At 68.0% G+C, this 23,559-nt stretch carries 26 protein-coding genes; 10 read left to right on the top strand and 16 right to left on the bottom strand.

What is annotated here, in order from left to right; translation table 11 throughout:
• Positions 1-38 precede the first annotated feature (38 nt).
• Positions 39-578 carry a peptide deformylase gene (gene def / locus ACI766_RS20150; RefSeq protein ID WP_003112493.1) on the top strand — a complete coding sequence of 180 codons (540 nt, stop codon included), beginning with the start codon at positions 39-41 and terminating at the stop codon, positions 576-578.
• A gap of 33 nt (positions 579-611) precedes the next feature.
• Here def and ACI766_RS20145 read toward each other — a convergent pair whose 3' ends face one another.
• Positions 612-743 carry a hypothetical protein gene (locus ACI766_RS20145; protein ID WP_003159768.1) on the bottom strand — a complete coding sequence of 44 codons (132 nt, stop codon included), beginning with the start codon at positions 741-743 and terminating at the stop codon, positions 612-614.
• Positions 744-875: 132 nt separating this feature from the next.
• A complete protein-coding gene (locus tag ACI766_RS20140) occupies positions 876-1,196 on the bottom strand; it encodes a DUF2025 family protein (RefSeq protein WP_003082265.1) in 321 nt (106 codons plus the stop codon).
• 230 nt (positions 1,197-1,426) lie between these two features.
• Here ACI766_RS20140 and dgt point away from each other — a divergent pair, with 230 nt between their 5' ends.
• Positions 1,427-2,923 (top strand): dGTPase, encoded by a 1,497-nt coding sequence (gene dgt / locus ACI766_RS20135; protein WP_003112492.1) that lies wholly within the window; start codon positions 1,427-1,429, stop codon positions 2,921-2,923.
• Positions 2,924-2,936: 13 nt separating this feature from the next.
• Positions 2,937-3,689 (top strand): SIR2 family NAD-dependent protein deacylase, encoded by a 753-nt coding sequence (locus ACI766_RS20130; protein WP_003112491.1) that lies wholly within the window; start codon positions 2,937-2,939, stop codon positions 3,687-3,689.
• A 6-nt stretch (positions 3,690-3,695) separates the two neighbouring features.
• Here ACI766_RS20130 and ACI766_RS20125 read toward each other — a convergent pair whose 3' ends face one another.
• Complete coding sequence (locus ACI766_RS20125) at positions 3,696-4,283, bottom strand: DUF4234 domain-containing protein (protein WP_003158223.1); 588 nt, start codon at positions 4,281-4,283, stop codon at positions 3,696-3,698.
• 93 nt (positions 4,284-4,376) lie between these two features.
• Positions 4,377-5,366, bottom strand: coding sequence for an aldo/keto reductase (locus ACI766_RS20120; RefSeq protein ID WP_003158224.1), 990 nt, complete (start codon positions 5,364-5,366; stop codon positions 4,377-4,379).
• 134 nt (positions 5,367-5,500) lie between these two features.
• On the opposite strand from ACI766_RS20120, the gene ACI766_RS20115 reads away from it, so the two are divergent.
• Both ACI766_RS20115 and ACI766_RS20110 read left to right on the top strand, forming a co-directional pair.
• The gene (locus ACI766_RS20115) at positions 5,501-6,412 is read left to right on the top strand and encodes a LysR family transcriptional regulator (RefSeq protein ID WP_003120586.1); all 912 of its coding nucleotides are present in this window, start codon (positions 5,501-5,503) and stop codon (positions 6,410-6,412) included.
• Positions 6,413-6,447: 35 nt separating this feature from the next.
• Positions 6,448-6,855, top strand: coding sequence for a FosA family fosfomycin resistance glutathione transferase (locus tag ACI766_RS20110; protein ID WP_003158225.1), 408 nt, complete (start codon positions 6,448-6,450; stop codon positions 6,853-6,855).
• Here ACI766_RS20110 and ACI766_RS20105 read toward each other — a convergent pair.
• Together ACI766_RS20105 and ACI766_RS20100 are read right to left on the bottom strand one after the other, a co-directional pair.
• Positions 6,852-7,829, bottom strand: coding sequence for a rhamnosyltransferase (locus ACI766_RS20105; RefSeq protein ID WP_003158226.1), 978 nt, complete (start codon positions 7,827-7,829; stop codon positions 6,852-6,854). The genes ACI766_RS20110 and ACI766_RS20105 overlap by 4 nt on opposite strands.
• Complete coding sequence (locus tag ACI766_RS20100; RefSeq protein WP_023084971.1) at positions 7,817-9,085, bottom strand: MFS transporter; 1,269 nt, start codon at positions 9,083-9,085, stop codon at positions 7,817-7,819. Before ACI766_RS20100 ends, ACI766_RS20105 begins: the two co-directional genes overlap by 13 nt.
• Before the next feature lie 312 nt (positions 9,086-9,397).
• Here ACI766_RS20100 and ACI766_RS20095 point away from each other — a divergent pair, with 312 nt between their 5' ends.
• The gene (locus ACI766_RS20095) at positions 9,398-10,087 is read left to right on the top strand and encodes a hypothetical protein (protein ID WP_003123148.1); all 690 of its coding nucleotides are present in this window, start codon (positions 9,398-9,400) and stop codon (positions 10,085-10,087) included.
• 9 nt (positions 10,088-10,096) lie between these two features.
• Here the strand turns inward: ACI766_RS20095 and ACI766_RS20090 are convergent, their stop codons facing one another.
• The 3 genes from ACI766_RS20090 to hchA form a co-directional block, all read right to left on the bottom strand.
• Positions 10,097-10,447: a hypothetical protein gene (locus ACI766_RS20090; protein WP_003133878.1), complete on the bottom strand. Its 351-nt coding sequence runs from the start codon at positions 10,445-10,447 to the stop codon at positions 10,097-10,099.
• A gap of 66 nt (positions 10,448-10,513) precedes the next feature.
• On the bottom strand, positions 10,514-10,927 hold the full coding sequence (locus tag ACI766_RS20085) for a thiol-disulfide oxidoreductase DCC family protein (protein ID WP_003163116.1): 414 nt from the start codon (positions 10,925-10,927) through the stop codon (positions 10,514-10,516).
• A gap of 255 nt (positions 10,928-11,182) precedes the next feature.
• Complete coding sequence (gene hchA / locus ACI766_RS20080) at positions 11,183-12,058, bottom strand: glyoxalase III HchA (RefSeq protein ID WP_003082292.1); 876 nt, start codon at positions 12,056-12,058, stop codon at positions 11,183-11,185.
• 171 nt (positions 12,059-12,229) lie between these two features.
• Here hchA and ACI766_RS20075 point away from each other — a divergent pair, with 171 nt between their 5' ends.
• On the top strand, positions 12,230-12,961 hold the full coding sequence (locus tag ACI766_RS20075; protein WP_003112485.1) for a PA1136 family autoinducer-binding transcriptional regulator: 732 nt from the start codon (positions 12,230-12,232) through the stop codon (positions 12,959-12,961).
• Positions 12,962-12,967: 6 nt separating this feature from the next.
• Here the strand turns inward: ACI766_RS20075 and ACI766_RS20070 are convergent, their stop codons facing one another.
• On the bottom strand, positions 12,968-13,954 hold the full coding sequence (locus ACI766_RS20070; protein ID WP_003112484.1) for an NAD(P)H-quinone oxidoreductase: 987 nt from the start codon (positions 13,952-13,954) through the stop codon (positions 12,968-12,970).
• A 145-nt stretch (positions 13,955-14,099) separates the two neighbouring features.
• Between ACI766_RS20070 and ACI766_RS20065 the strand changes: the two genes are divergently transcribed.
• Complete coding sequence (locus ACI766_RS20065; RefSeq protein ID WP_023087674.1) at positions 14,100-14,975, top strand: LysR family transcriptional regulator; 876 nt, start codon at positions 14,100-14,102, stop codon at positions 14,973-14,975.
• A gap of 90 nt (positions 14,976-15,065) precedes the next feature.
• Positions 15,066-15,914, top strand: coding sequence for a CAP domain-containing protein (locus ACI766_RS20060; protein WP_023087673.1), 849 nt, complete (start codon positions 15,066-15,068; stop codon positions 15,912-15,914).
• Between the two features lie 97 nt (positions 15,915-16,011).
• Here ACI766_RS20060 and ACI766_RS20055 read toward each other — a convergent pair whose 3' ends face one another.
• From ACI766_RS20055 to ACI766_RS20035, 5 genes are all read right to left on the bottom strand, one after another.
• Positions 16,012-16,848 carry a bifunctional allantoicase/(S)-ureidoglycine aminohydrolase gene (locus ACI766_RS20055; protein ID WP_003086528.1) on the bottom strand — a complete coding sequence of 279 codons (837 nt, stop codon included), beginning with the start codon at positions 16,846-16,848 and terminating at the stop codon, positions 16,012-16,014.
• 136 nt (positions 16,849-16,984) lie between these two features.
• Complete coding sequence (locus ACI766_RS20050; RefSeq protein ID WP_023086496.1) at positions 16,985-17,887, bottom strand: LysR family transcriptional regulator; 903 nt, start codon at positions 17,885-17,887, stop codon at positions 16,985-16,987.
• 165 nt (positions 17,888-18,052) lie between these two features.
• Positions 18,053-18,769 (bottom strand): UTRA domain-containing protein, encoded by a 717-nt coding sequence (locus ACI766_RS20045; protein ID WP_003086532.1) that lies wholly within the window; start codon positions 18,767-18,769, stop codon positions 18,053-18,055.
• Between the two features lie 81 nt (positions 18,770-18,850).
• Positions 18,851-19,504, bottom strand: a complete 654-nt coding sequence (locus ACI766_RS20040; protein WP_003082318.1) for an HAD family hydrolase — start codon at positions 19,502-19,504, stop codon at positions 18,851-18,853.
• Between the two features lie 67 nt (positions 19,505-19,571).
• Positions 19,572-20,906 carry an MFS transporter gene (locus ACI766_RS20035; protein WP_014603174.1) on the bottom strand — a complete coding sequence of 445 codons (1,335 nt, stop codon included), beginning with the start codon at positions 20,904-20,906 and terminating at the stop codon, positions 19,572-19,574.
• Between the two features lie 493 nt (positions 20,907-21,399).
• On the opposite strand from ACI766_RS20035, the gene ACI766_RS20030 reads away from it, so the two are divergent.
• A complete protein-coding gene (locus ACI766_RS20030) occupies positions 21,400-22,302 on the top strand; it encodes a LysR family transcriptional regulator (RefSeq protein WP_003086538.1) in 903 nt (300 codons plus the stop codon).
• Between the two features lie 4 nt (positions 22,303-22,306).
• Here ACI766_RS20030 and ACI766_RS20025 read toward each other — a convergent pair whose 3' ends face one another.
• On the bottom strand, positions 22,307-23,488 hold the full coding sequence (locus tag ACI766_RS20025) for an iron-containing alcohol dehydrogenase (protein WP_009876076.1): 1,182 nt from the start codon (positions 23,486-23,488) through the stop codon (positions 22,307-22,309).
• Between the last annotated feature and the right edge of the window lie 71 nt (positions 23,489-23,559).

Below are 23,559 nucleotides of genomic sequence, written 5' to 3'. Positions count from 1 at the left end.
AGCATGTAGGGCGTTACTGACCTTTATCAGGGGGCGGCATGATCCGGGAAATCCTCAAGATGGGTGACGAGCGCCTGTTGCGCATCGCGCAGCCGGTGCCGTCCGAACTGTTCGGCAGCGAGGAGCTGCAACGGCTGATCGACGACATGTTCGAAACCATGCATCACGTCGGCGGGGTAGGGCTGGCCGCGCCGCAGATCGGCGTCGACCTGCAGCTGGTGATCTTCGGTTTCGAGCGCAGCGAGCGCTATCCGGACGCCCCGGCCGTGCCGCCGACCATCCTGCTGAACCCGCGGGTCACCCCGCTGGACGACGAGATGGAAGAGGGCTGGGAGGGCTGCCTGTCGGTGCCGGGGTTGCGCGGCGCGGTATCGCGCCATCGGCGCATCCGCTACCAGGGCCTGGACCCGCAGGGACAGCCGATCGACCGCAGCGTCGAAGGGTTCCATGCGCGGGTGGTGCAGCACGAGTGCGACCACCTGATCGGCCGCCTGTATCCCTCGCGAATCACCGACTTCAGCAAGTTCGGCTTCACCGAGGTGCTGTTCCCCGACCTGGACCCCGCCGCGGACGATTGAGCGGTTGCGCCTGCGGCTCTGCTCCGGCCTGGCTCAGCTCCGCGATGGGGTGCCGAGCGGCACCGCCGGAGCGTGTTTTTTCGCTCGTTTCGCCAGGCGTTTCTCCTGGGCGGTTTTCAGCGGTTTCCTACGAGTTTCCTTCTTCGCGTTCAGTCCCTTGCTCATGGCGTTCACCTCACCACGCAGCACCTGCGTGGCGCGCCGGATGGCCGATGGCGTCCGCGGCGCCGGACGGCGGCGGACGCTTCCAGCATAATGCGTGGCGCAGCGCCCGGCGCGGGCGGCGATCGACGGCGCTCAGCGCAACTGGCGTTGTGCGGTGATTTCCGGCAGGTCCTGGCGGCGCAGATAGACCAGTAGCGGCTCGCCGATGTTCAGTCGTTCGTTGATGTTCTGTTCCAGCAGGATCTGCAACTGCTCGCGGCCCAGGCGCATGACGTCGTCGCGTACCGAACTCCAGACGAACTCGCTGGTGGGCGTGATGCTGTCGTCGGCGACGTCCATGCCGAAGGAGTCTTCGCTGAAACGCACGATGTAGCGGCCGGTCTTGCGGTTGAAACCGACGAACCCCTTGAGGGCATCGGCGGCCTGGCAGATGTCGGTGGATGTGATGCTCATGCGGAACCTCCCTGAACGTTCCTGTTTCTCTGGGCGCACGCATGATCGGCGGCGCCCCCGTTCTGCGGCGGGGGTCGCTGGTGCCGAGCGGGGTATTCTGCCAGTTGCCGCCGCCCGGGGAAGAGGACGGATCGCGAACGGTAGTGGGACGGATTGTCGCGACCTTGGTTAAACCGCCGCCACGCGCTAGGCTCGGGGTTCGCAGCCGACCGAGTGGAGAACAGCGCCAGATGCCAGGGGCCGTGGATTTCAAGGAGCGGATATCCCGCCAGCGTCCGCACGACAGGGAAACCTACGGACATGCCGGGAATACCGATCTGCAAGACATCGTCTACCAGTTGGAAAGCGACCGCGGGCGCATCGTCAATTCCGCCGCCGTGCGTCGCTTGCAGCAGAAGACCCAGGTCTTCCCGCTGGAGCGCAACGCGGCGGTGCGCAGCCGCCTGACCCATTCCCTGGAAGTGCAGCAGACCGGGCGTTTCATCGTCCGCACGCTGTTCCGCCAACTGGGCCCGCGTGCCGCGGAGGTCGGCCTGGACGGGCTGGAAGGCGCGCTGGAAAGCCTGGTGGAAATGGCCTGCCTGATGCACGACGTCGGCAATCCGCCGTTCGGTCATTTCGGCGAGTACGCCATCAACGACTGGTTCGAACGCAACCTCGACGCCCTGTTCGAGCGCCGCATACCGCCGGGCCAGGGCGACGGCCTGTTGCAGCAGCGCATGCTCACCGACCTCAAGCATTTCGAAGGCAACGCCCAGGCCATCCGCCTGGTGGTGAAGCTGCTGCGCCTGAACCTCACCTACACCCAGACCGCCGGCCTGCTCAAGTACGTGCGTCCGGCCTACGAGCCGAAGCCGGACAAGGCGGCGGCGAACCACTACCTGAACAAGAAGCCGGGCTTCTATCTTTCCGAGGAAGCCTTCGTCGACGAACTGCGCCGAGTCCTCGGCATGCGCCCGGGCACTCGCCACCCTGTGGCCTACATCATGGAAGCGGCCGACGATATCTCCTATTGCCTGGCCGATATCGAAGACTCGGTGGAAAAAGGCATCCTCGACATCCGTCAATTGGCGGATCTGCTGGTGAAGAAGTTTGCCGTCCACCATTCGCCGGACGCGCCGATTCCCGGCGACGCGGACAACATGAGCTTCCAGCGGATGGTCGACTACTCGCTGGAAAAGGCCGAGCGGGAGCCGATCAACAAGGTCAGCGAATTCTTCATCCGCCTGCGGGTGAAAATGATCCACCCGCTGGTCCAGCACGCCGCCCAGCAGTTCATCGACAACTTCGAAGCGGTTCATGCCGGCACCCTCGGCCGCGCGCTGATGGAGGACGGCAGCCTGCCGCACGCCATCGTCCAGACGTTCAAGGACGTGGCCATGGAATGGGTGTTCTGCCATCCGGAGGTGGAAACCCTGGAATTGCAGGGCTACCGCATCATTCAGGGGTTGCTGGATTTCTACGCGCCGCTGCTGCGCCTGCCGGCCGAGGAGTTCCAGGCCCTCGCCGAAGGTCGCCAGGCCGCCGCGCCGCATCCGCAACTGCTGGTTCGGCGCCTGCCGAGCCAGCAGATCAAGGCTTACCTGGAGGCCATGAAAGGTGTGGCGGAGGACCCGTTGCAGCGGCAGTGGGAGTTCTACCACCGCTGCCGCATGCTCCAGGATTTCGTCAGCGGCATGACCGACCAGCATGCCCAGGACGAATACCGCGCGTTGTCCGCGCTGTAAGCGGAGGAGCGAGATGCGCGCTGTCGTCGAACTGCTCGCCGGCGCCCGCCGCCTGGTGATCTTCACGGGCGCCGGGGTGTCGGCGGAAAGCGGGATTCCCACCTTCCGCGATGCCCTTGGCGGTCTCTGGGCGCGCTACGATCCGGCGGCCCTGGCCACGCCCGCGGCCTTCGCCGACGATCCCGCGCTGGTCTGGGGCTGGTACGAGTGGCGCCGCCTGAAGGTGCTGGGTGTCCAGCCGAATCCCGCGCACCGGGCGATTGCCGCATTGAGCGGACGAATCGCCAACACCCGGCTGGTCACCCAGAACGTCGACGACCTGCATGAACGCGCCGGCAGCCGCGACGTCCTTCACCTGCATGGCAGCCTGCACGCGCCGCGTTGCGCAACCTGCGCGGCAGCCTACCGGGACGCCTTGCCCGATTCGGTCGAGCCGGAAGAGGGACGACGGATCGAGCCGCCGCGTTGTCCGGCCTGCGGCGGACAGGTCCGGCCGGGCGTGGTCTGGTTCGGCGAGGCGCTGCCCGAGGCGGCGCTGCGCGAGGCTTTCGCCGCGGCCTGCGAGTGCGACCTGTTGCTCAGCGTCGGCACTTCCGGCGTGGTGCAGCCGGCGGCGCGGATACCCGGACTGGCGCTGGAGCACGGTGCCAGCGTCGTGCATGTGAACCCGCAACCGGTGCGCACCCGCCATCCGCGCGAACACTGTCTCGTCGGTCCGGCTGGCGAGGTGCTGCCCGAACTGTTGCGCCGGGCGTTTCCCGGCTGAGGCGGCTCAGCCCTGGGACGAGCCGAAGAGGATCACCGCGGAACCGATCAGGATCAGCAGCCAGTAGAGCGCGCCGAGCACGATGAACAGCAGGTTGTAGCCCGAATAGCCGGCGTTGCCCGTGCCCTGCGGGTCGCCGCTGGCGAGGTTGGCCTGGCGCTGGATGTTGCGCATCGGGATCAGCGGCGTGAGCAGCAGCAGGAGCGAGGGCAGCGAGTAGGGCTCCAGCGCGGGGACCACGTCGGTGAGATGGCTGATCAGGTTCGCCGCGACCGTCAGCAGCACCGCCCAGGTCGCATCCTCGCTCGGGCTCCATAGTGCCTGGCGCTCTTCCGGCAGGGCCTGGTGGATCCGCCGGGCGAGGGCGTGGAAAAAGAAGATGCCGAAGATCGCCCGCCATACCGGGCTGATCCGCCGCTCCATCTGCGGTTGCTGGGCCTTCCAGTGCTTGTACATCCAGTACACGCCGTACAGCCCCAGGGTGAGGAGGAAGAGCACGCTCATCTTGCCCAGCGAGGTGACGAAGAAATGCGCCCGCTTTGCGCCGCGGGTTTCCACCAGGGGCGCTTCCGGGGTCTTGTAGACGTTTTCCATAACTGATCCGGCAGTCCTTGAGAAAAACCGCCATTTTGCCTTCCGCCGCTCCGTCAGGCCAGCGGCCAGGGGCGTGCCGCCCCGGCCGTCCGATCAGGCGTTGCGGCTGGGCGGCGCCATGAACTCGGGACCGACCGGATCCTGGATGGTCTCGGCGAGGATCCACTCGATGCGGGCCATGGCCTCGTCGTCCAGGCGCCAGCCGAAGGCGTCGGCGATGCCGTTCAACTGCTCCGGCTTGCGCGCCCCCCACAGCGCCACCGTAGGGCCGCGATCGAGAATCCAGCGGATGGCCAGGGCCAGCACCGACTTGCCATAGCGCTCGCGAGCCAGTTCCTCCAGTTGCGCGACCGCTGCCAGGTACTGGGCGAAGCGGGGCTGCTGGAACTTCGGGTCGGACTTGCGCAGGTCGTCGCCATCGAAGCGGGTCTCGGCGTTCATCCGTCCGGAAAGCAGGCCGCGGCACAGCGCTCCGTAGGCCAGCACGACGATGCCGTTACGCTCGGCGTAGGGCAGCACGTCGGCGTCGATGGCGCGCTCGAACAGGTTGTAGGGTGGCTGCACGCTGGCCAGCGGAGCGAACTGGCGGAACCCGTCCATCTGTTCCGGCGAATAGTTGCTCACGCCGATGGCGAGGATCTTGCCGTCGCGGCGCAGGCGCTCCAGTTCGCCGGCGGTTTCCTCGTGCGCCACCAGCGGGTCCGGCCAGTGAATCTGGTACAGGTCGATACGATCGGTCTTCAGCCGCCGCAGCGAGTCCTCGACCTCCCGGCGGATGCGTGCGGCGGAGGCGTTGCGGTGGATGCCCGCGTCGCTCCACTCCAGCGCCGCCTTGGTGGCGATCACCGCCTTGTCGCGCAGGCCCTGCAAGGCCTTGCCGACGACCTCTTCGGAATGGCCGAAGCCATAGACCGGCGCGGTGTCGATCAGGTTGATCCCGGATTCCACCGCACGCCGGATGGTTTCCACCGACGTCGCGTCGTCAGCGCCGCCCCACATCCAGCCGCCGATGGCCCAGGTGCCGAGGCCGATGCGCGAGACCGGCGTGTCGATACCCTCGATGCGAATGCTTTCAACGCTCATGGAAATACTCCTGCAGATCGGGAAAACGCTTGCCGGCAATGCGCTCGGCGGCACGGAGCGATTACTCTAGATCACCCGAGATTGAATGTGGCTCAATGCTGCATTGACCTCCGAGAACTGCCAGGAGCCCTGGAATGCCGGCTTTCACCCGTTCCGAACTCGCCGACCTGAACGTCTTCATGACCATCGTCCGGCGCCGCAGCTTCCGTCACTCAGCCCAGGAGCTGGGTGTCAGTACCTCGGCGCTGAGCCACAGCATGCGCAATCTCGAGGCGCGGCTCGGGGTGAAGCTGCTCAACCGTACCAGCCGTTCGGTGGTGCCGACCGATGCCGGTAGCGCGCTGGCGGCCAAGCTGGAGGATGGTTTCCAGGTGATCGGCGAGGCGCTCGGCGAGCTCGATGCCTATCGCACCTCGCCGGTGGGCCGGCTGCGCCTGAACGTGCCGCGCGATGCCTCGCGGCTGCTGCTGGGGCCGGTCCTCAGGCGCTTCACCGAGGCATATCCGGACCTGCAACTGGAACTTTCGGTGGAGGACCGCATGGTCGACATCGTCGCCGACGGCTACGACGCCGGCATCCGTTACGGCGGCACGGTGCCCCAGGACATGGTCGCGGTGCCATTGACCGGGGAGCTGCGCTGGGTGGTGGCCGCGTCGCCCGATTACCTGGCGCGCCACGGCGTGCCCCAGCGGCCGGACGACCTGTTGCGGCACGCCTGCATCCGCATGCGCCTGGGCGACAACTCGTTCTACAAATGGGAACTGGGCGACGGCGAGCGGATGGTCGAGGTCGACGTGCCCGGCCCTTTCAGCGTCAACGAAAGCAATACGGCGGTCGCCGCGGCCCTGGACGGCATTGGCCTGGCCTACTGCCTGGAAGTGGGAATCGCCGAGGAGCTGCGTAGCGGCCGGCTGCAACTGGTATTGCCCGACTGGACCTCGATGGGCGCGCCGTTCTGCCTCTATTATCCGAGCCGACGCCAGCCGCAACCCGGCTTGCGCCAACTGATGGAAATGATCCGCGGCGACTGGCTGGGGCGTGCCTGAATCGTCCTCCCGCCAAACCTTGCAAGGAGCCCCCCATGCTCACCGGTCTCAATCACCTGACCCTGGCGGTCGCCGACCTGCCGGCCAGCATCGCCTTCTACCGCGATCTTCTCGGCTTTCGCCTGGAGGCGCGCTGGGACCAGGGCGCCTATCTCGAACTGGGTTCTCTGTGGCTGTGCCTGTCCCGGGAGCCGCAATGCGGCGGGCCGGCCGCGGACTACACGCACTACGCCTTCGGCATCGCCGCCGCGGATTTCGCCCGCTTCGCCGCGCAGCTGCGCGCGCATGGCGTGCGCGAATGGAAGCAGAACCGCAGCGAGGGCGATTCGTTCTACTTCCTCGACCCGGACGGCCATCGCCTGGAGGCCCACGTCGGCGACCTGCGCAGCCGGCTCGCGGCGTGCCGGCAAGCGCCCTATGCGGGAATGCGTTTCGCCGACTAGGCCTTGGCCTTGCCGGGAACTGTGGGCGCCACCGCCGGACCGGCGAGGCGCTTCAGCAGGCGCGGGCGGTTGGTCTCCAGCGCGCCGCCGCGTCCCCGCAGGCCGTCCCACAGGCCCCAGCCCAGGCAGCGCAGCTTGAGCAGCTTGTCGCGTTCGAGCAGGAGCACCGCGAGGCCCTGGGTCAGGGTCGGCAGGTTCGCCAGCAGGGCCAGCGGCGAGGACCGGGCGTAGCGGCGCAGGACCAGCAGGCCGTTGCGCGCCAGGTAGTAGCGGCGCAGCGGGGCGTGGTTCATCGCGCTGAGGCTGAGACCGCCGAGGCGGCGGGTCTTGCGCGTGCCGATGCGGTGCTCGAGGACCAGCCGTGGGTCGACGTACAGGGGCACGTCCAGCGCCTGGGCGCGCAGGCTGTATTCGGTGTCCACGTGGTCGATGAACAGTTCCTCGTCGAAGTGGCCGAGGCGCTGGTAGGCCTCGCGGGTCAGCAGGCAGCCGGAGGAGATCAGGAACGAGGTGCGCTGCGGGGTCGTCAGGCCGTCCAGAGACAATTGCCTGAGCGTCAGTCCGTCGAGATGGATGGCCGGCAGGAAGCGCCGGTCACCCCGGTCGAAGATCCGTGGGCCGAGCAGGCAGGCCTGACCGTTGCGCGCCTGCAGGTTGCGCCACTGGGCGGCGAGGAAGGCGCCGCCGGGACGGGAGTCCTGGTCGAGCAGCAGCACACCCTGCACGCCACGCCGGAACAGCGCGTCGAGCCCCTGGTTGAAGGCGCCGGCGATGCCCTGCCGGTTGCCGTGGTGCAGCACGGCGATGCCTTGCCCGCGCAGCCGGGCATTGCGCTGCGGATCGCTGTGCGGTGAGTTGTCGACGGCAAGGAAGCGCAGTTGCGGAAACGCCGCCGCCAGTTCGCCAAGGTGTTCCAGGTCGTCGTCGCCAGGATTGAACAGCACCACCAGCACGCCCATGTCTATCCGGTCCATGATCGTTCTTCTCCCGTAGGTCGAAGTTGCCAGGCCAGGACCAGCCCGGCCAGAACGAGAAGGGCGCCGGCGAGGAATGGCGCGCCGGCCAGGGGCACTGGCGCGAGCGGACCGCTGCCCCAGTGGAACAGGCCGCTCATCAGCGGCGGACCGACGATCGCGGCGAGGCTCATCAGGCTGCTCAGCACGCCCTGCAACTCGCCCTGGCGGTCGACCGGCACGCGGGCCGAGAGCAGCCCCTGCATGGCCGGGGTGGCGAGGCTGCCGAGCGCGAAGGGCAGCAGCGCGCAGACCAGCCAGAATGACGAGTCGACCAGGGCGAACAGCAGCAGGCCGCAGCCTTGCAGGGCGAGGCCCAGGCGCAGCAGGCGGGCGTCGTCCAGGCGCCGCTTGCAGAGGTTCACGCCGAGGGTCTGGGCGAGCACCGCGAGCACGCCGTAGAGGGCCAGCGAGTAGCCGATCCAGGCGCTGCTCCAGTGAAACTTCTCGATCACGAAGAACGGCCAGACCACCATCACCGCCTGCAAGCCGAGGAATACCAGGGCAAGCACCGCCAGCAGGCGTCCGACCCCCGGTTGCCGAGCCAGGCCGCTGATCGAGCGCAAGGCATTCATCCGCCTCGGGTCCAGGCGGCGGCGTCGCGTCGGGGGCAGGGTTTCCTCGAGGAACAGGCCGGCGAGCAGGGCGTTGAGCAGGCACAGGCCGGCGGCCAGCAACAGCGGCAGCGTCGTGCCGTGCACCGCCAGCAGCCCACCGAGGGCGGGGCCGAGGATCATGCCCAGGGCGAGGCCGGCGTACAGCCAGCCGAAGTGCCGGGTGCGCTGCCCGTGCGTGCCGAGGTCAGCCGCGCAGGCCATCGCGGTGGCCACGCTGGCGCCGGTGAGCCCGGCCAGCGCGCGACCGAGGAACAGCATCCAGAGGCTGTCGGCCAGCGCCAGCAGCAGATAGCTGAGGGCGAAGCCGAGCATCGCCAGGACCAGGACGGGGCGGCGTCCGAAGCGGTCGCTGAGGCTGCCGAGGACCGGCGAAAAGAACAATTGCAGCAGCGCGAAGGTCATCACCAGGGCGGCGCCCCAGGTGGCCGCGTCGCGGATCGCCAGCGGCGCCACGCTGCCGATCAGCGTCGGCAGCAGGGGCACGATCAGGCCGACGCCAGCGGCATCCAGCAGGCAGGTGAGGAACAGCAGAGGCAGGACGCGTTTCGCGCCGGGACCGTGTTCCCGCGTGGCGGAGGGGCAGAGGCTGGTCGTGGACACGCCAGGACCCTCCCGGCGAACACAGGAAATCCCGATCCTGGGACGCCAGCGAGGGCAAGGGAAACTACCGGAATTCACAGGTTCGACGAACGGTCGCGGCAACGCCGGCGGGCGGCGTGATGTCATAATGATGCGACCCGTGCGCCAGTCGGGTATCCTTGCCGGCCTCTCAACGTTGTTTCCTAACGATATTTTCCTCCTGTCGCGAGCAAAGGGATTTCAATGACGCCCAGAAAAGGAAAGCTACCTGCCGTGCTCGCCTGCATGGCAGCGCTGGCGGGCTGCAACATCAACCCGGCGAACCAGGGCTCGGTGTCGTCCTGGTTCTCCATGCGCGCCGGCGATCCGCCCAGCTTCGTCACCGGCGTGGTCGGCTTCGAGAACACCGGCAGCAACGACCCGTCCACCCGCCTGACCCTGCGTTTCCGCGATCCCGCCTCCAAGACCCATGCGGCCCACGTCACCACCTCGTCGTACTCCGAGCTGTTCAGCCTCGCACTGACGCCGCGCTACTACGAGCTTTACGAGTTCGAGGTGAGGTACCTGTCCTATACCGTCACCCGCGAGACCGGTGCGTACGAGGAGCGCTGCGAGGCCAACGGCGAGGCGCTGGAGAAGACGGTCCGGAAAAGGAAGCGCAGCGTCACCCACACGGCGGTAAACGTGGAGTCCAACTGTCGTTCTACGCCGCTGACCAAGACCGACTACTACTACGAGACCTATACCTCCAAGCCGTTCTCCGCGCCGTTCCGTGCCGAGAGCTTCGCCACCAACTACATCGGCGACTTCCGCGTGCAGTGCAGCTACAAGGAGAAGAAGGGCAAGACCCTCGTCGACAGCTGCCGTCTCAACTACGGCGCCGTCAGCCGCGATCGGGTGGACGCCTGGGTGGCGCAGATGAACGAGGCAGACAAGGACAAGCGCGAGCCGCTGCCGCCGGTACGCCAGCAGGCGGTCGACACGAAGAAGGCCGGCAAGCTCATCCATTCGGTATTTCGCTGAGGCGCTCGCTCAAAGAGCGCCGGCGATCGCGCGCCAGGTGTCGGCGTATCGCCATCGCAGCCAGGCGACCAGGCAGCGCTCGTGCCAGCGTCGCAGGGCGCTGCTCCTTTGCCGCGCCAGGCGTCGCTCGATGGCCTCTTCCAGCCAGGCCTCGTCGAAGGCGGTCCATACCGCCGGAGCGGGGCTGAGCAGGTTGCCGTGGCAGACCGGCGCCACTTCCTCGAAGAACAACCGCTCCAGCAACGCCGGGTCGACGCCCTTTATCCGCCGGGCGATATCCTCGGGCTCCAGGAGAGTGTCGACGAAGGCGTCGGATAGCGCGTGGCGCAGTCGTCGGCGTTGGCTCGGGTCAAGGGCCATGGCAAGTATGGGTCCGCAGGCTGGTGCGCAGGCAGCATAACCCGCCACGGCCAGCGTGGAGAGGCGTCAGGCTCGACGGGGACGCCAGGAGCGACGACGAAGGGGTGGGCGCTGGCGGCCGAACCAGCGCCAGCGGTTGCGCCGTAGCGCCTCGTGGCACTCGTCGCGCAGCCAGGCTGGCAGCAGGCGCAGCCAGCGCAGGTGACGCCAGGGGCCCGGCAACAGGCGCAGCACCTCGAGCAGGGCATCGTTGTCGTCGCAGGCGTAGGCGCCGTCGACGAACAGCCAGGTGTCGAAATGATCGGGTGCCAGCCCGAACCAATCGAGAATCGCCAGGCCTTCGGCGGACTGCGCGGCAAGCAGCTTCAGCCGGTGGTCGGCGCGGCGTGCCAGGAAACCGCTCCAGAGCGTGCAGAAGCGGCAGTGCTGGTCGTACAACACGACCTTGTCGCCGGGCTTGAGGTACGGCGGCAGTGACATGAAGGGCCCCCTTGGGTTCGGCTTTGTGCGCAAGCCCGGAACCGTAACGGCGGGAAGGGAGGACGACTAGTCGGGGTGCTGTCAGAGTTTTCTTTCTGTGCGGTCATCGATTCGTCTTTCGCCGGACGGCGCCGGGCAACGCGCCATTCCTCTTCCTGAAGGACGATGCTGCGCCAGGCCGGTTTAAGTTCGATGACGCCGGGACGAACGGGAGATGTCCCCGTCCGTGGGGCACGGACGGGGCGCGGCGGGGAATCAGCGGGCGAACGCTTCGAGAAGGGTCTTGGCGGCCAGCTTGCCAAGGTTGTTGGAGGCCAGCGGGCTGTCGCCGGTGAGCAGCTTGCGGTCGCGGTGGACCTGGCCGGTGATGCCCTTGTTGAGGATCTTCACCCCGAGCTTCTGCAGGTTCTCGCCCACCAGCCAGGGCAGGGGACCGGGCATGTAGCCGATCTCCAGGTTGGCGCCGGTGTCCAGGGCGTCGGGGAACACGCAGATCTCGTAGCCCTTGAACGGGTAGTCCTCCGGCTTCTCGTCGACCGCCGGTGCCAGCAGGCAGGCCGGACCGTGGCAAAGGGTGATGATGTAGCGGTCCTTGGCGAGGAAGGCATTGAGCAGCCGTTTCACCTCCCGGCTGTGCGGAATGCCCGCCAGCACGCCGTGGCCGCCGGGAACGAACACCGCGGCGTACGGCGAGTCGTCGGCGACGGCCTGCTCCAGGAGGTCGGCGAGCTTCCGCGGCGCTTTCAGCTTGGGCAGGTACTTCGCGTAGATGCTCTTCACCGCCTCGTCCTCACCGGGCATCGCCCACATCTCCAGCTTCACCGGGTTGCCGGAGAGCGTGGCGACATCGAACTCGAAGCCGGCCTTGTCCAGGTGGTACATCGGCAGGAGCATTTCCACCGGGTGGTTGCCGGTGGAGAACATGCTGCCGTTCTGCATCAGGATGTAGCGTTCGTCGGTACCGATCATCAGCACCTTCTTGCCGCCCTTGTACGGGGTCGGGTAGTCGGCGCCGTCGAAGTCGGTCTTTGCCGAGGTGTACTGGCTCAGGGAATAGGGCGAGGGAAAGAACGCGTTGTGCTCGGCGTGGTCGGGCGTCGGGGTTCTGCTGGTATCGCGCTCGTTGCTCATGGCTCGTTCCTTTCTGCGTGATGGAGGTCGTACCAAGACGATAGGCGGGGTCGCCGGCCGGCGAAATAGGGGAAATCCCCTAACCCACGATCGGTCGCCTGAGGGTTTTCCCCTATGGGCTTTTGCCGGCAAGCCGGGGATCATGCGGAAAAAGCCAGGAACGTCCGCTCCATGACCGACTACGCCAGCCTTCTCTTCGACAGCGTCGCCCGGCTGCGCAAGGCCGCTACCACCGAGGCGGTCTGCCGCGAGATGGTGGAGTTCGCCGCACGCCTGGGCTTCGACCGGGTGATCGTCTGCAGCCTTTTCCCCCGCCCCGACGAGGACGAACTGATCGACGAGCTGTTCTTCGTCCATGGCGACTGGGCCGAAGGGCGCAGCGCCCAGGAGCGCGACGCCTATCTTCTGCACTGTCCGGTCACCCGGCACATCCTCGAACTGGACGAGCCGTTCTTCTGGTCGAAGAGCCCCTCGGAGGATCCCGAGCGCATGACCTACCGCATCGTCCGTGGGGTCCGCGACCTCGGCCAGGTCAATGGCATGCAGGTGCCGGTGTTCGGCCGCAACGGCCTGGAGGGCGCGGTGTCTTTCGCCGGCGAGCGGCTGGACCTGAATGCCGGTTGCAAGCTCGCCGCCCAGGCCTTCTGCCCGATCCTGTTCTTCGCCCTGAAGCGCCTGCGCGGCCCTGTGTCGGCGGGCGATGCGCAAGCGCTCAGCGAGCGCGAGCGGGAAGTCCTGCAATGGATCGCCCTGGGCAAGCAGCAGGCGGAGGTGGCGGCGATCCTGATGATTTCCGAGCGCACCGTGGAGAATCACCTGCGTGCCGCCCGCCGCCGTCTCGGCGCGGCGTCCACCGCCCAGGCGGTGGCGCGGGCGCTGCGCCTGGGCGATATCGAGGTCTGAGCGGCCTCAGGGAGCTGACGTGAGGACGATCTTGCCGATGTGCTGGCCGGAGTCCATCAGTTCGTGGGCCTGGCGCGCCTGTTCCAGGGGGAAGGTGCGGAACACCTGCGGCCGGACAGTGCCGGCGCGCACGTGCGGCCAGACCTGGCGCTCCAGTTCGGCGATGATCGCGCCTTTCTCGTCGTGGCTTCGCGAGCGCAGGGTCGAGCCAAGATGGACCAGGCGCTTGCTCAGCATCGGGAACAGGTCGACTTCGGCGGCCTTGCCCTTGATCACGCCGATCTGCACGATCCGTCCGTTCATCGCCGCCGCCTGATAGTTCCGCGTCACATAGTCGCCGGCGACGATATCGACGATCACATCGACCCCGCGTCCTTCGGTGCCGCGCAGCACTTCCTCGACGAAATCCTGCTCGGTGTAGTCGATCGCCACGTCGGCGCCGAGGCGCAGGCTGGCCTCGCGCTGGGCCTCGCTGGAGATCGTGGTGAAGATTTTCGCCGCGCCGAAGGCCTTGCCCAGCATGGTCGCGGCGGTGCCGATGCCGGAGGCGCCACCGTGGACCAGCAGCGTCTCTCCGGCCTTGAAGCCACCGCGCTGGAACAGGTTGACCCAGACGGTCATGAAGGTTTCCGGCAGCGCCGCCGCTTCCTCCATGCCCAGGCCGTCGGGCAGGTGCAGGGTGGTGCGCTCGTCGGCCACCGCGAACTGCGCGTAGCCGCCGCCGGGAATCAACGCCATCACCGCCTCGCCGACGGCGAAGCGGCTGACCTCGCTGCCGACCGCCCGCACCGTGCCGGCGATCTCCAGGCCGGGAATGTCCGAGGCGCCGGGTGGCGGGTCGTACACGCCCTTGCGCTGAAGCACGTCGGGACCGTTGACGCCGGCGGCGCGGACTTCGACCAGGACCTCGCGCGGGCCGGGCGTCGGCAGCGGCCGGCTGGTCGCCACCAGTACCTCGGGGCCGCCGGGCCGGGCGATCTCGATGGCGGTCATTCGTTTGGGAAATCGGTTCGTGCTGCTCATCGCATGCTCCTGGGAAAGTGGTTCGGACCTGGTTCGCATGGTAAGCAGCGCGGATGCCGTGGTCGCGCAGCGCTTTTTCATTAGACTGATGCGAAAATGCATCAGGAAAACCGCCATGAATTGGGACGACACCCGCGTCTTCCTCGCGCTCTGCCGCGAGCACACCCTGCGCGGCGCCGCCCGCGCGCTTCACGTCGACCAGGCCACGGTGGGCCGGCGGCTGGCGTCGCTGGAGGCGGCGCTGGGCTCGACCCTGTTCCTGCGCACCTCGTCCGGCTACCTGCTGACCCCGGCCGGCGAGGCGGCCTTCGAACTGGCCGAGAAGATGGAGCGCTCGGCCCTGGAGTTGCTGCGGCGGACCCGCGGGATGGACCACCGACTGTCCGGCGAGGTGCGGTTGTCCACCACCGACTCCCTGGCCGTCGACTTCGTGCTACCCGCCCTGGGCCGCCTGCACCTTGAACACCCGGATATCCGCGTGCTGCTCGACAGCGCTTCGGCCGTGGTCGACCTGCCCAAGCGCGAGACCGACATCGCGATTCGCACCCTGCGGCCGGAAAATCCCGATTTGATCCTGAGAAAACTCGCCAGTTGGCCCATGGGCCTGTTCGCTTCCGCGGACTACCTGCGGCGCAACGGCGTGCCGGTGCCCGGCGAGCGTTTCCGCGGCCACGACCTGGTGATGTACGAACCCTATTGGCACAGCCAGCGCGAACTGACCCTGGGCGGCGAGCCGATCCGCGACGGCCGGGTGGTCATCGCGGTGAATTCCAACATGATGGTGCGCCAGGCCCTGGCGCGCGGCCTGGGGCTCTGCGAGCTGCCGCTGTACATGGGCGAGCGCGACGGACTGGTGCGGGTCTGGCCGCAGCGCGAGCGACGCCGGCCATACGAGGTGTGGATGGTTACCCACAAGGACCTGCGCCACACCGCGCGGGTCCGCGCGGTGATCGAGCAGTTGGTGGAGGCGTTCGCCGAAGCACCGGCCTGAGCCTGCAGCGCCGGCGCCGGGTTCCGGTCGAATGCGGCGGCGCGCCGCGGAATCGCGCATCATAGGCGCCATCAGATCGAGGAGATTTCCATGGCAATCCCAAGCATCCCGCGTTTGGCCGTACTGACGCTCGGGCTGGCGCTCGCAGCGGCCGCCAGTGCCGCCGACGAGGCGCAACTGATCGAGGCGATCAACGCCTACCGCGGTCAGGTGCAGTCCTGCGGCGGGCAGGCCAGCGGTGAACTGCCGCCGCTGGCCGCCGACCCGCGCCTGGCCTTGCCGGTGAATGCCGCTGGCGACCTGCAGCAGGCGATGGCACAGGCCGCCTACCCGATGGTCAACGTGCAGTCGGTCAGCCTTTCCGGGCCGCGCGATGCCGGCGCGGCGATGAAGGCGCTGGAGGAAAGCTTCTGTCGCGTGGTGCTCGACCCGCAGTTCGTCGACGTCGGCGTCAGCCGCCAGGACCGCGACTGGCGCATCGTCCTCGCCCGGCCATTGCTGCGCGGCGGCATGGGCGATTGGCAGGCGGAAGGGCAGAAGCTCCTGGAACGGATCAATGCCGCCCGCGGGCAAGCCCGCCAGTGCGGTGGCAAACCTTACGCAGCGGCCCAGCCGCTGGCCTGGAACGCCACCCTTGGCGGCGCCGCCGAAGCGCATTCGCGGGCGATGGCCAACGGCAATTTCTTCGACCACCTCGACCGCGACGGCCGCACCCCCGGCGACCGCGCCGAGCTGGCCGGCTACAGCGGCGGGCTGGTCGGCGAAAACATCGCCGCCGGCCAGGACGGGGTGGACAAGGTGGTCGACGGCTGGCTGGCCAGCCCGGGCCACTGCGCCAACCTGATGAGCCCCGGCTACCGCGAGCTGGGCGCGGCCTACGCCACCGATCCGAAGAGCGACGCGGGAATCTACTGGACGGCCATGTTCGGTTCGCCCTGAAGTCCTCCGCGCCCGGAGCTGACGACGGGCTGGGCGCCTTCCGCAAACGAAAAACCCGGCGCCATGGCGCCGGGTTCCCTTTCAGCCTGTCCCGCCCTCAATGCGGCGCATTGAGAGTCAGGCGCATGTGCCGGTTGACATCCTTGTACAGCAGGTAGCGGAAGCGCCCCGGGCCGCCCGAATAGCAGGCCTGCGGGCAGAAGGCGCGCAGCCACATGAAGTCGCCGGCCTCCACCTCGACCCAGTCCTGGTTCAGGCGGTACACCGCCTTGCCTTCCAGCACGTACAGGCCGTGCTCCATCACGTGGGTCTCGGCGAAGGGGATCACGCCGCCCGGCTCGAAGTTGACGATGTTGACGTGCATGTCGTGGCGCATGTCGCTCATGTCGACGAAGCGGGTGGTGCTCCAGCGGCCTTCGGTGTCCGGCATCACCAGCGGCTGGATGTCCTGCTCGTTGGTGACGAAGGCTTCCGGCAGCGGTACGCCGTCGACCTTCTGGTAGTGCTTGCGGATCCAGTGGAAGCGGGTGTGCTGGCCGGTGGTATTGCGCACCTTGTAGTCGGCGCCCGGCGGAATGAAGGCGTAGCCGCCCGGCTGCATGGCGTGGACCTGGCCCTGCAGGGTCAGGCTCAGCTCGCCCTCGACGACGAACAGCACGGCCTCGGCGTTGGGATCCTGCTCCGGTTTGTCGCTGCCACCGTTGGGCGCCAGTTCGACGATGTACTGCGAGAAGGTCTCGGCGAAGCCGGACAGCGGGCGGGCGATCACCCACATGCGCATGTTGTCCCAGAACGGCAGGTGGCTGGTGACGATATCGCGCATCACCCCCTTGGGAATCACGGCATAGGCTTCGGTGAACATCGCCCGGTCGGTGAGCAGCTCGGTCTGTGCCGGGTGCCCGCCGTGCGGCGCGTAGTAGCTGGACTTGGACATGGAGCGTTTCCTCGTTGTTGTCTTGCTGCCGGCTCACGCGCCGCCGGAGCGAAACGGGCGGGCGCGAGCCGTTGCTGACGGCAACGATATCCAGCGCCTGGCGCATGCACAAATTAAATGTTGGAATCCAGCATATTCATTTTTCGAATGCGGGGCGGCTCCGGGTATCTTCCGCCAGCACCCGCGACAGCACGCGCGCCAGCGCCTTCACCATCGGATCCGCCGCCGGCCGGTGCAGCAGCGCCACTTCGAACACGTCCACCGCCGGCAGCCCGGCGTTCTTCGGCAGCACCGCATGGCCTGCGCTCACCGCGCGCAGCGGCAGCAGGCCGATGCCCATGCCGTCGGCGATGGCCGATTGCAGGCCGCTGAGGCTGGAACTGGTGAAGCTGATGTGCCAGCGCCGGCCGACCGCTTCCAGGGCGGCGATCATCTCGTCGCGGTAGACCCCGCGCGGCGGGAAGGTGACGATGGGCAGCGGGTCGAGGTCGATGCAGGGGTTCCTGGCGCTGTCCACCCAGCATGTCTTTTCCGGCCAGCAGGCCAGTGCCTCGCGGCTGGCGCGTCGCTGCTTGAGCAGCACCAGGTCCAGTTCGCCGCGGTCGTAGCTGGCGCTGAGGTCGCGGCTCATGCCGCTGGTGACTTCCAGCTTGACCTGTGGATAACGCCGGTTGAAGGCCGCCAGTCGCTCGGTGGTACGGCCGGCGGCGAAGTCGTCCGGCACGCCGATACGTACCGTCAGCGCCACCGTGCCGCCGGATAGCGCCTCGGCCAGTTCGTCGTTCAGTGCCAGCAGGCGGCGGGCATAGCCGAGCAGCGTATCGCCGGCGTCGGTCGGCAACACGTCGCGGTTGCCGCGCTCCAGCAGGCGGTGTCCGGCCATTTCCTCCAAGCGGCGAACCTTCTGGCTGACGGTCGACTGGGTCGAGTGCAGGCGCGCGGCGGCAGTGGTGAAGCTGCCGCAGTCGGCCACCGTGACGATGGCGCGGAGCAGGTCGAGGTCGAACAGGCGGCTATTCGATTTTTCACTGTCGCTCATGGTCGTATCGCATTTTCGAATGTCGTCGCCGCTTTTAGCAGGCCGTGCCGTCAGCGGCAACCGCTCAGCGTCGACGCAGCGTGCCCAGCGGTCGACCAATGCGCTGGAAGCGGCGGGAAACCCGCCAGGCGGTCATGCATGCGCCAGGAACAGGACCGCGGAGCGCTACTCGGGCACCTCGACGTTGACCTGTAGCGCGTCGTGGCGCCAGTACTCCAGGTCGCAGTCGATCAGGCGGCCCGCCTGGTCGCGGTTGACCCGCACGATCTGCAGCGCCGGGCTGCCCACCGAAACCCGCAGCGGCCCGGCGGCTTCCGCCGGGAGGATGGTCGGGACCATCTCGAAGCGCACCCGGCCGTAGCGGATGCCGTAGTGGTTGGCGTAGAGATCGGTCAGCGAGCGAGTCAGGTCGAAGCGCTCGATGCCGGGAAAGTAGGCGGGATTCAGGTAGTGCTCGACGTACAGCACCAGCCGCCCGTCGACCCGCCGCGCCCGGCGGATCTGGAACACCCGCGACAGCGCCGGCAGCTCCAGGCGCTGGCAGATGTCGACGCTGGCCGGGATCATCGCCGCGCCGAGCACCTCGGTCTCCGGCACCCGGCCCTGGTCGGCGACCATCGCGTGGAAGTGGCTGCGCACCAGCGGGTTGTACAGCAGCCGCTGCGGCGAGACGAACCAGCCGCGGCGTTCCTCGCGGTAGATCAGGCCCTGGTCCTCCAACTGGCCGAGCGCCTCGCGCAGGGTGATGCGGGTGGTCGAGAACAGCTCGCTCAATTGCCGTTCGCTGGGCAGCTTGCTGCCGCGCGCGAGCAGGCCGCGCTCGATCTGCTCGCGCAGGGACTGGTAGATCACCGTCAGGGGGCGGGACGGCTCGTCGCGCATATCGACGCTTCTCCGCTGGGGCTCCGGGGGGCTACAGGGTAATGCTTCCGGGCCGCCGGCGGTATAGCGCGGCGCGCCTTCTCAGCGCCATTCCAGCACTGGCCAGCCGGCCTCGCGGGCGTGCCCGAGCAGCGCCGGGTCGGGGTTCACCGTGTGCGGTCGGTCGACCCGCGAGAGCAGCGGCAGGTCGTTGCGCGAGTCGGAATAGAAGGTCGCGCCGGCCAGCGTCTCGCCCTCCTGGGCCAGCCAGGCGTCGAGGCGACGGACCTTGCCCTCGCGGTAGGTGAGGGTGCCGCGGGTGCGCCCGGTGTAGAGGCCGTCGCGCTCCTCGATGTCGATCGCCAGCACCTCGTCCACCCCCAGCCGGCGGCCGATGGCGCTGACCAGGAAGTGCGCCGAGGCGGAGATGATCAGCAGGCGGTCGCCGGCCTGGCGGTGGCGTTCCAGGCAGCGCAGGGCGTCGGCGTGGATGCGCGGCGCTATGATCCGCGCGACGAAATCCTCGACGGCGCCGGCGATCTCCGCCGGGGTGCGGCCGGCGATGGGCGCCAGGCTGAAGTCCATGTAGTCCTCCATGGCCAGCCGGCCCTCGGCATAGAGTTCCATGAGGCGGCGTTCCTGGTGCAGGAAGGCGGTCTTCTCGACCCAGCCCAGTTCGGTCATGTAGCGCCCCCAGAGGGTCGCGCAGTCGCCGTCGATCAGGGTGTCGTCGAGGTCGAAGAGGGCAAGTGGCATAGGCGGTTCCTTGTTCGCTAGGGATTGGCCCGGCACGCCTGGCGCCGGGCGGTGGTTCGGCGAGGTTTCAACGCGGCTTGCCGGCCGCCAGCAGCGGCCCGCCGGCATGCGCCTTCGGTTCGACGCGGCACGCGCCTGGCCGGCTGTTCCAGAACGGCACCAGCAGCAGGCTGGCGAGCAGCGCGGTGGCGGTGAACACGAAGAACACCGTGAGGGTGTCGAAGTAGCCCGGCAGCAGGCCGCCGAGGATCGCCCCGACCGAGCCGCAGCCGTTGACGAAGCCGGTGGCGGTACCGGCTGCTTCGCTGGTACCGAAGTCGATGGCGGCGGCGCCGCTGATCATCGAGTCCGGCCCGTAGAGGGTGACGCCCATCATGAACAGCAGGCCGACCACCAGGTACAGGCTGCCGCTCTGCATCGCCGGGACGAACAACGCCAGGCTCACGGTCAGCGCCGCCAGGCTGAGCACGCAGGCCGGCATGCGGCGGGCGCCGAACAGCTTGTCCGAGGCCAGGCCGATGAGGATCGGCCCGGCCAGCCCGGCGACCTCGAAGGCCGAAGGCACGATGGCCGAGGCGACCTTGCCGATCTCCGGCATGCGTTCGTAGATGATCACCGGGCCCCAGAGCAGGATCGCGTAGCGCGCCGGCTTGAGCAGGAAGTAGGCGATGCCGAGGACCAGCACGTGGGGATTCCTGAGCGCCTTCAGCAGGGCGCCGGAATGGCTCGGCCGGGGCGCGTTGGCGGGGGGCGCGGCCTCGGCCTCCACGGGCGGCAGGCCGACGTCCTGCGGACGGTTGCGCTGGAGGAAGAAGAACAGCGCGGCCACCGCCAGCACCACTCCCGCCGAGGACAGGAAGGCCATGCGCCAGTCATGCGTCAACCGGTAGGCGCACCAGCCGGCGAACGGCGTCGCCACCAGCCCGCCGAAGGCGTAGCAGGTACTCCACAGGCCGAGCACGCGGCCTCGCTCGTAGGTGGCGAAGAAGGCGCCGATGTTCTTGCACAGCCCCGACCAGCCGGTGGACTGCGCCAGGCCCTGAACCACCATGCAGGCGGCGAAGATCGGCAGGGTGGCGAAGGTACCCATCGCCAGCGCCGCCAGCGCCGAGGTGAGCAAACCGCCGAGCACCACCACGCGGGTGCCGAAACGGTCGGCGAACACCCCCCACATGAACTGGCCCACGGCGTAGGCGGCCAGGTAGAGGGCATCGAGATCGGCCATGGCGCTCTTGTCGAGCTCGAAGGAGGGGTCTTCGGCGATGCCGAGCTTGGCCACCGAGAAGGCCTTGCGGGTGAAGTAGAAGGCGGCGTAGGCCAGCCAGGTGATGACGAAGATCTGGATGCGCCAGCGCTGGAGCGATTGCCAGCCACGGTGCAGGGTACCGTTGTGGTTGTTCATGTGGGTCCCTATGGGTCTAGACAGTGCGGGGAGGTTGTTCTTGTTGTGCTGCTGCAAAGCTGTCCGGATGCATGGTCTAGGCCAGATGCCTTTCCCATGACTTTTTTCGTGCGCAAGGTTGGCTGTCGACGCGCTCCTGCTCGGTCCTGCCGAGGCTGAGATGGATTGTGAAGGCTTGGTGGCGGTGCATGGCGCCGATCCGGTCAGGCTGGGCCGGCTGGCGAAGGTCAATCTAGCACTGGGTATTTTTATGGTCTAGACCAAAAGCAGGGCGAAACGATTCGATTTTTTCGAGGGATTGCCTGGGATTGGTGCATTTTCTTGTCCTGGCGGCACCTTTGGGCGGGACTTTTCTACGTATTTTCAAGAAATTGGAATAGACCAGATTTTCGATGATACGCCAGCGCCTCTGGTGCGCCGTGCGCCGCCGCTGGATGGCCGCGTGTCGCGGCGCTCGGCTAGACTGCGGGACCTCGCGCCGGATCGGACCGCCATGCTGAGAAACGTCACCGACCTAGACCTGCGTCTGTTGCGCATCTTCGCCTGCGTGGTGAAGTGCGGCGGTTTCACCGCGGCCCAGGCCGAGCTGAACATGAGCCAGTCGAACATCAGCATGCACATCGCCAGCCTGGAGAAGCGCCTCGGCTACCGGCTCTGCGAGCGCGGCAAGGGCGGTTTCCGACTGACCGCCAAGGGTCGCCGGGTGCTGGAGGCTTCGCGAACGATGTTCGACGCCATCGGCCTGTTTCGCGACCAGGCGCAGGCGTTGTCCGGACGTTTGGTCGGGGAGCTGTACCTGGGCCTCGCGGACAATCTCGCGACCTTGCCCCAGGCCCGTTTCGGCGATGCGCTGGCGCGCTTCCAGCGGCGCGACCAGGATGTCCAACTGAACCTTTTCGTCAATTCGCCCACCGAGCTGGAACTGGCGGTGATCGAAGGCGAGCTGGACCTGGCGATCTCCTATTTCAGCCGTTCGCGGCCGAGCCTCGAATACCGCCCGCTGTATCGCGAAGAGATCGGCGTGTTCTGCGGCGATCGCCATCCGCTGTTCGCCGAGGCGCAGCCGACCCTGGAGCGGATCGCCGCCTGTGACTGGGTGATGCACGGCTTTCTGCCGGAAAACCTGGTCCTGCCGCTACGCCCGTCGCGCAGCCGCGCCACCGCCTACCACATGGAAGCGGTCGCCCATGCCGTGCTGGCCGGCACCCACCTGGGCTACCTGCCGACCCATTACGCCGAAGCCTGGATCGAGCGTGGGCGGATGCGCGCGCTGTTGCCGGAGCGGCTGAGCTACCCGGTGGAGCACAGCATGATCGTCTATGCCGGGCGCCCCCTCAGCGAAGCCGCCCGCGCCTTCATCGACGACCTGCTGCAGGTCCACGGCCTGGCGTCCTGAGCGCTCAGGCGAGAGTCCCGGCCACCGCCTGGCGGTAGATGCGCGCATAATCCCGGGCATCGAGCGGCAGGGCGTTGGTCGCCGAGGACGACAGGTCGGCCAGCGCCTGCTCGCCCACCCATTGCGCGTCCTCGCCATCCAGGCCGAGGGCGGCGAGGTTCGCCGGGATGCCGATGCGCGCGCGCAGTTCGAGGATCCACGCCAGCAGGCCGTCGAAGCTCGCTTCGTCGAGTTCCAGGTAGCGCGCCAGGCGCGCGGCGTCGGCTTCTACCGCCGGGCGGTTGGCCAGCAGAACGTAGGGCAGCAGCACGGCGTTCAGCAGGCCGTGGTGCAGGTGATGGCGAGCGCCCAGCGGGTGGGCCAGGGCGTGGACCCCGCCAAGCCCCTTCTGGAATGCCACTGCGGCGCTGGCCGAGGCTACCAGCATGCCTTCCCGGGCGGCGAGGTCGTTGCCGTCGCGCACGGCGTTTTCCAGGTGCTGCCTGACCAGGCGCACGCCTTCCAGGGCGATGCCCGCCGACATCGGATGGTAGAGCGGCGAGAACAGCGCCTCCAGGTGATGGGTGAGGGCGTCCATGCCGGTGGCGGCGCTCAGCGCCGGCGGCAACCCGCGGGTCAGGCGCGGGTCGAGGAATACGCAGGCGGCCAGCAGCTCGCGATGGCCGACGACCCGCTTGATGCCCAGTTGCGTGTCGGTCAGCACCGCCTCGCGTCCCAGTTCCGAGCCGGTGCCGGCGGTCGTGGGCAGCGCCAGCAGCGGCGGCAGGCCGAGCAGCGGGTAGTCGGCGAGGGTCGGATAGCTGCGCAGCGTCTGGGTCCATTCGAAGCGTTCGAGGCCGTGCGGATCGCGGCTGAGCAGGGCGATTCCCTTGGCCGCGTCGAGGGCGCTGCCGCCGCCGAGAGCGATCAGCGCGTCATGCCCGCCAGCCTCGAAGCGCCTGGCGCCGCCGTGGACTTCAGCGAGGCTGGGGTTGCTCGACAGTTCGTGGAACAGGTCATGGTCGATGCCGGCGCGTTCCAGGCACTCGCGCACCAGGCGCAGGGGCTCCAGGGCGAGCATGCCGGGATCGGTGACCAGCAGGGGCCGGCGTGCGCCCGCCAGCGCGCAACGCCTCGGCAGTTGTTCCAGGGCGCCGACGCCGCAGAGGATATCGGTGGGGTAGTTCCAGTAATGCAGGTCGCTCATGGCGATGCTCCGTGAAAGCAGGATGATCCGGGCCCCGCCGGGCGCGAAGCCAGCGTGCGGGAACAACCGGA

This window comes from Pseudomonas sp. DL (assembly GCF_047199225.1).
Lineage (GTDB): Bacteria > Pseudomonadota > Gammaproteobacteria > Pseudomonadales > Pseudomonadaceae > Pseudomonas > Pseudomonas aeruginosa.
The sequence above is the reverse complement of the archived record's forward strand: the minus strand, read 5'-3'. Positions and strand labels throughout refer to the sequence as shown.